This window comes from Burkholderia sp. BCC1985, assembly GCF_905339915.1.
Taxonomy (GTDB): domain Bacteria; phylum Pseudomonadota; class Gammaproteobacteria; order Burkholderiales; family Burkholderiaceae; genus Burkholderia.
The window spans coordinates 294,736-301,530 of record NZ_CAJPGY010000004.1 but is presented as its reverse complement, the minus strand read 5'-3'; the positions used below and the strand labels follow the sequence as shown (position 1 = coordinate 301,530).

General features: G+C 60.1%; 2 protein-coding genes and 2 pseudogenes. All 4 read right to left on the bottom strand.

Annotated features, from left to right (window positions below; all coding sequences use genetic code 11):
• Positions 1-211: pseudogene (locus U4Z31_RS37165) on the bottom strand (hypothetical protein); the annotation flags it as partial.
• 145 nt (positions 212-356) lie between these two features.
• Positions 357-668: pseudogene (locus U4Z31_RS06170) on the bottom strand (efflux RND transporter permease subunit); the annotation flags it as partial.
• Positions 669-755: 87 nt separating this feature from the next.
• Entirely contained in the window at positions 756-5,507 is a 4,752-nt protein-coding gene (locus tag U4Z31_RS06165) for an RHS repeat-associated core domain-containing protein (protein ID WP_321809744.1), read from the bottom strand.
• A gap of 21 nt (positions 5,508-5,528) precedes the next feature.
• On the bottom strand, positions 5,529-6,794 hold the full coding sequence (locus U4Z31_RS06160; protein WP_321809743.1) for a hypothetical protein: 1,266 nt from the start codon (positions 6,792-6,794) through the stop codon (positions 5,529-5,531).
• Between the last annotated feature and the right edge of the window lies 1 nt (position 6,795).

The following is a 6,795-nucleotide window of genomic DNA, read 5'->3' as shown; positions in this document are numbered from 1 at the left end:
CCAGGCGGACGTGATCGTGTCGTCGACGAAGATCGGCGCGCTGCTGCTCGCCGATGCGGTGCACAGCCGCTACATCGTGCCGTTCGTCAACGACATGCTGTCGACCCGCGGCCGCACGCCACGGCGTGAGCTTGCCGTCCGCCACGTCCTGAATGACCTTGAATCGGTCCAGCTCGCGCATCGTCATCGTGATCCGCTCCGTTGCAGCCATCGCAGCCTCCGGCGCCGGACACCCGGCGGCCGGACAGCTTACGCGGCCCGAAAGCGGACATTTCAATCTAGCCACTACAATCCAGTCATATCGATAATCGGCATTATGTCAAATATAATATCTCCGTCTGCATTGGCACCATCCAACCGCTGACCAGCACGAGCGGCACGGCGACGCGAGCAGGAACGCCATCGACGTCATCACGATCGACCTGAATTGTGCGGTGGCCGCGTCGATCACCGCCTGCTCGCAGTCGCACGCCGAGCGCGGCTAGATCGCGTGCGTACGGCTCGATCAGGTTCGCGTTCTTCGCCGTCTGGCCAACCACCGTGATCATCCCGACCTTGAAGTGCACGTCGTTCGGCATGGTCGTCAGTGCGAACAGCGGAATTGTCCAGCTTTCGTGCAGCGCGGCGAGCGCCACGAAGGCTACGAGCACCGTCCGCCCGACGAGCAGGTAGAGCGAAATGCCAAGGGCCGCAAAGCCCTGCTGCGAGTGGCTCAGCTCTCTGAAACCTCCAGAAAAACGCCCCAAAAAGTACGTTCACTGCAGCATGCCCATGGATCGAAGTTGTTTGGATATTTCGGCCCTCAGTTTCTGCCCCTCCTTTAAGTGAAAAAGACTAAAATCGACAGTTAAACCCGCATTCGTTGTTTTCTGCATGCAGGACTTGTTCTTTTCGGCACACGGGGAAAGGATGCTGTATGCCCCTTCAACATTTTTTACTAAATCCTTGAGAGAAACATTGCGTTGTTTTGCTATATTTTCCAGGAAGGAAATCATGGAGTCTTCCGCATGAATTGGAATTCTCTCTTTCCCTTCATAGGTCGTATAGCTTGAAAAAACATGATAACGACCTTCAAATTTTAGAACGCCCGCGTTGTTGGCGAAACTCTTTGCGTGACGTTCCACTGTCACATCCCCAGGAACCTGGTGGTTGTGAAGATATGCCCAGATAGCATGGTAGGAAAGCGGATTATTCGGATCGAACAGTGCAATTGGGTCCTGGGCCGCAGCTAGACCAACAGGGTCAATCCATGCCAGCGCATTGGGGGCATATTGATGCAGATTTCCCCCGCCTACAAGCCGAAGAGGGTCCTCGCTTACAAATTGCCCAAGCCAAGCATCATAGTATCGGTTCCGGTTGTAATGGAGACCGGTTTCCTCGTCAAAATACTGTCCTTGAAACCGCAGCGGCTGGTCAAATCGGGGCTTCATTCCAAGACTGACATTACCCCACGCCCCGTAACGCCCAATCCAGGAAACCATTCCCGATTGCTCGGCAAGCTGGGTCGCCGCCCCATTCGGATCTGTATAGAAGAACACATGCTGCGTCTCGCATCTGGGCGTCGAGGCAAGTGGCTCCGTAGGTTGCTGATCGCCTCCGTCGACATTTAATGCTTGTTTCAGGTGCGCGCATCGAATTCCCGCGAGCGGCCGAAAGGTTCCCGGATAGTACACCCACTCTCTCGCGTCCTGGTATTCGCCAGCTGGCTCTGGCAACATGCCAGCCGAGACCTCCGCGCCCTTCAAGTCCGCGTCGACCGCTGCGTCTGCCAGCAAGCTGCGAGCGCCCGCATTGCCGCGCGCAATCTCCGCCACCAGCGCATCGCCTTCCCAGAAAAAACAGCAGGTACGCGCCCCATTGGTCCAACCGGGAGCTACGCCATTCCGTGCCCCAAGGTGGCGCTGGATCTGCGTGACCTTCCGGGTGCGCCGGTGGAAGACGTCGTACTCGTAACGCGTGTGGATGCGCAAATTTCCGATGACTGGGGTTACCGCCGAGCGCACCATCAACGATTCAATTAGCAGCCCGTCGCTATCCCAGCGCAACAGCAGGTCCTCTTGCGCGTCCTGCTTACGCAAGAGGTTGCCGATCGAGTCGAATGTGTAATGGCAACCATCATACTCACCCTCGCGGAACCATGTATCAGTTTGCAACTCCCTGTCAAATAAGGCGGTCCGACTTCCCTCGCTGCCCTGATGGATCCGTGTCTTCAATAAATCGCCCGCCGGATCGTACAGGAACCGGTGCAGCACGCCAGTCGGATCGAGGTGGCCAGTCAGCTTGCCCACCGGGTCGTACTCGAAGCGTTCAGTTCCGAGTCGGGAGTCCCTTTTTTCGGTCATTTGGCCGTTGGCGTCATAGGCGTATTCCGTGGCAAACACGACGCCGGTGCCGGCCAGCAGCGCTTGCCGGGCCAATTGTCCATCCGGCGTGTAGGTCAACTCGCGCCGCAGGACCTCATTCAAGTGTTCGACGCGGACCCGTCCGAGGGTATCGCGTTCGATTGTGACCGGCGCCGCATCGTCGATTTGAATCGAGGCGACCGCACCGAGCGCGTCGTAGCCATAGCGCACGATGTGTGTGACTGTTTCGCGGCCCGTTTCGAGCTGCGTGCGTCGCTCGATGCGCCGGCCAGCCGCGTCGTACCGGTAGGTAATCGCGAAGTCGTCACCCTGCTGCTCTTCAACGAGACGGCCTGCGTCGTCGTAACGCAGTTCGACACGGCTGTCCGGATTTGCCGCGATGATTAACTTGCCACGTCGATCGTACGAGAATGTTTCGGTGCGGGTACCGTCGGGTTGCCGAGGGTCCGGCACTTGCTTTTGCAAGATGCGTCCAAGCGTGTCCGTCTGGTAGACAATCGCTTGCCCCAGTGGGTCGATGCTGCGCCGCAGTTCGCCGAGCGGGCCGTACTCGTAGCGTCTCGGTTGGCCCCAGTAATCGACTTCCTCGACAATTCTACCCAACCCGTCGCGCTTGAGTTCGTAGAGTTCGCCGCGCTCGTTGACCACACCGACTAGTTGTTCCTCGGTATCGCGGCGGAATTCGACGACGTTTCCGTCAGGCGTCTGTCTCATGCTTACCTGCCCCAGCGCCGAATAGGTCAATTGGGTCACATTGCCGGCCGGATCACGATAGCGCACCAGATTGCCATCGGCATCATAGGCACAGTGGGCCTCGCGCCCGCCTGGTTCGATGGCGCGTGTCAGATTGCTGTTGCGGTCGTATTCGTAACGACTCACCTGCCCGAGCGCGTTGACGATCTTCACCAGGTTTCCACGCGCGTCGTGCGTGTACTCTGTGCGATGTCCGAGCGCATCCGTCAGCACCGCAAGATGGCCATCCCGGTCGTAACCGAAGCGCATCACCACACCGCCTGGCCCGGTATGCCCGATGAGCTGGCCGTAGTGGTCGTATTCGTAACAGTGGACGTTGGCTGGCGATGGCGCCGTCTGAGTCAGCAGGTTGCCTCGTTTGTCCCACGTATAGCGCCATTGCCCGCCCCCGGGCTCCGTCCCCCACACCTGCCTGTGGTCGCCGTTGTACTCGACGCGCAGTACACTCCCACCCGGCAGGGTCTGCATGAGCAGATTGCCGTAGGTGTCGTATTCCCACCTGGTGGTGCGTCGCGCCGGATCGGTTTTCGCGTTGGTGCGCCCTTGCGCGTCGTACTGGTAACTCGTCACGCCGCCCAGCGGATCAATCTCCGCTACCGGCATCCCGCGCTCGTTCATCTGCATGATCGTCGTATGTCCGAGCGAATTGGTGACGCGCGTTTCCATGCGGGCGCGATCGTAGGCGAAGCGATATTCGAACAGGCCATTGTCACCCCATGCATGATCGACACGCCACATACCGTCGTCACCCTGCTGGTAGCTGTAGTAAAACGACACGCCCCGCGCGCTCGTGTGGCTCACCATCCGATGTCCGGCCGCGTATTCGAAATGATGCGGATGCACCATCGCGTCTATAGCTGCTACCAGATTGCGCTCGCGATCATGCTCGTAGCTCACGAGTGGATGCGCGTTTCCGTCTGCGTCGATCAGCGTCAGTGACGTCAACAACCCGGCACGCAGGCCGCCGCCTATCCCGCATTCGATCAGGCGCTCAGTCTGTCCATCACGTGTCCATTCGACGAGACGCACGAGCCCCCCATACACGTCACGCTCGAATACCCACGCATTGCCGTTGAGATCTGCCATGCGATCAATCGGCAGCGTGAGCCGCGAATCGCCATCGAGCGCCGCAGCGGCGTCTCGCCAACGGGAAGGCAGCACGAAGCCGTATTCGATTCCCTCGCGCGTGCGCAGCACCATCCGTCCATCGTCGGCATACACTGCATGCCCGTGCTGCCAGTCATAGGTACGTGCCGGCCAGCCGTCGTCAGCTGGTACAACGTTGAACGCGGTCGTGTGATCCGGAAAATGCGCGACCGCACCGATTCCGTCTTCGTTGCGCATTAGCTCGATCCGGATATCGGCCGGCGTCTGCCAGCCGACGCCCACCGCGCCCGCATAGCTATCATGACTCGCGTAATAGCGGTCCCACACGATCGGCAGCCGGCCGGACACTGTAAAGTCGCTCTGCTGCACGACCACTTCGCCTGTCGTTACGTCCACCGGTTCCGCTTTCAACACTTTGCATCGCAAGAACCCCGACTTCAAATGCAGCCTGTCCGCCAGCGCCTTCGCCCACTTCGATCCCTGAAATGCCTTGAACAAACCCTTCGCCGCAGCGGCCATATTCATGATCGGCGGCCCGCCCACAAAAACCGGCCTCCCTGCCGGAATCGGCAACATCGCCGAACTCGGCATCGACGGATAAGTCCGATCCGTATGCGCGCTGTTATGCGGAGGCGGCTCCATCCCGACCGACCAGCAACTCAACGCCTCCAACGCCATGTACGACATCGGATCGTTGTTGGCGAGCACCGTCTTGCTGCCCATGAACGATTCCCCGTCGTTCGACGGTTCAACCTCCTCGGGCGGCGGAGCAAACGATTCTCCAAGCGGGAAATGCAACCCCGGTACGTGATACGCATGCGTCCCGGCCGTGGCCCGCATCATCCCGTTCACAAAAATCGGCCTGCCGCTACTTCCTCCCGACCCGACGTTCGAACCAAGATCATCGCTTATGCGGTTCTTGATCTGGTTGGCCTCTTTCGCCAGCCGCATCCCCTCAGCGACGTTGGGGTCGTCCTTGAAGTCCGGCAGCTTGCCGCCACCCATCAAGTCATTGATCTGCCGGTTCGCCTCATCGGCCAGATGCGCCAGCTTCTCCACATCTTCGGGATGGTCTTCGATGTATTCGGTCACCTTCTCCTGCACGATGATCATTGCTATGCAGCCGACCACGGCTTTTGCGGCTTGAACGTACTCACGCAGATCGAGCATGAACCCGACATGAGGGTGCGGCAGGAACACAGGTGGCGTACCGGGTGTGACCAGTACCGAATGAACGTCGACGCCAACGACTGGATCGAGATGCTTGACGGCCGGGAGTGCCACGATTTCAGCCCTCGTTCACGCTCAGCGCCCACCACGCAACGCCGCGACTTTCTCGCTCAACGCGTTGCGCCGCCGGTCCCGAGCACCCAGCTGCGACACCATCCACTCGACGACCATCGACAGATTGCTGTTCGCCCGCATCGGCTCGTCGATCATCAATCCCGCATCGAGCGCATTGAATCCGGCCTCCAGCGCATGTTCGCGCTCCCCTGCCCGCTCCCAGCACACGGCGCTCATCCGCCACGCCTCGACCGTCATCAGTCCATCCTTCGCCGCCGTGGTCGACGCGACCGCACGCTCGTAGCAATAAGCTGAGTGCGCATAGTCCTTATGCGTCAAATGCACGCTCGCCTCGCCGAACAATCCGTTCGCGACGAGCTTGTGTCCGGCCGGATGCCCTGCCTCAACTGCGCGCATCCCGCTGCTGGCCGCGCTCCGATACGCGTCGATCGCCCGCTCCCGATCCCGCCACTTCAGATACGCCGCCCCCGCAATGAGATGCACGACAACGCACTGATCGAACCACTGCTCGCGCTCAGCAACCTTCAGCGCAGCCGCGCGCACTTCCTCCAGCCGAGTCGGATTGCCGCGTTCGATGATCTCGGTCAGCAACACGAAATGCCGTCGAAATTCACCGCTCGGCCCGCGCTCGCCCGACTCCGCCAGCAACTCACGTGCCACGCTCGCCATCGAATACTTGCCGTGCACGACCCGCACCGCGGCACGATGCCGTTGCATCAACGCAGCAAACGGCGCGATCTCAGTACGCGGCACGACAAAACGCACGCGCTCGGCAAGCTGCGGCGCGACCGCGATAATCGACAGCAAATCGTCGATCCATCGTACCCATGCCGCGTCATCCCGCACTTTCGCCGGCTCCAGCACGAAAACCATCGCCGGAAAAATATCCGGGTGGTGGTGCATCAGGCTGTCCGCAACCGCGAACAGATACAGCACCGGATTCTTGCCATCGTCATACGGAGGCTGCCAGTCTGCACGTACGCCCTGCGCGGCGGCCCCCTCGCGCCGGCTGTCGTAGAACGCAATAAGCTCGTCCGTCAACGCCCTTGCATAGCCCGCTTCATTGACGAACGACGCGCGCATCGTCCTTACCGCACACGACGTCTCATCCTGAACCTGGAAATACAGCCGCACGAGCTCCGCATCCTTTTCGTCGGTCTGCCAGATCATCAATCGCGCATCGCGATCCTTCGCAAAACGCATCCAGTCCGTGTGCGCATCCATGAACCTGCGTTCCACCGGATTGGTCGGCTGCCAGTTCTGCATT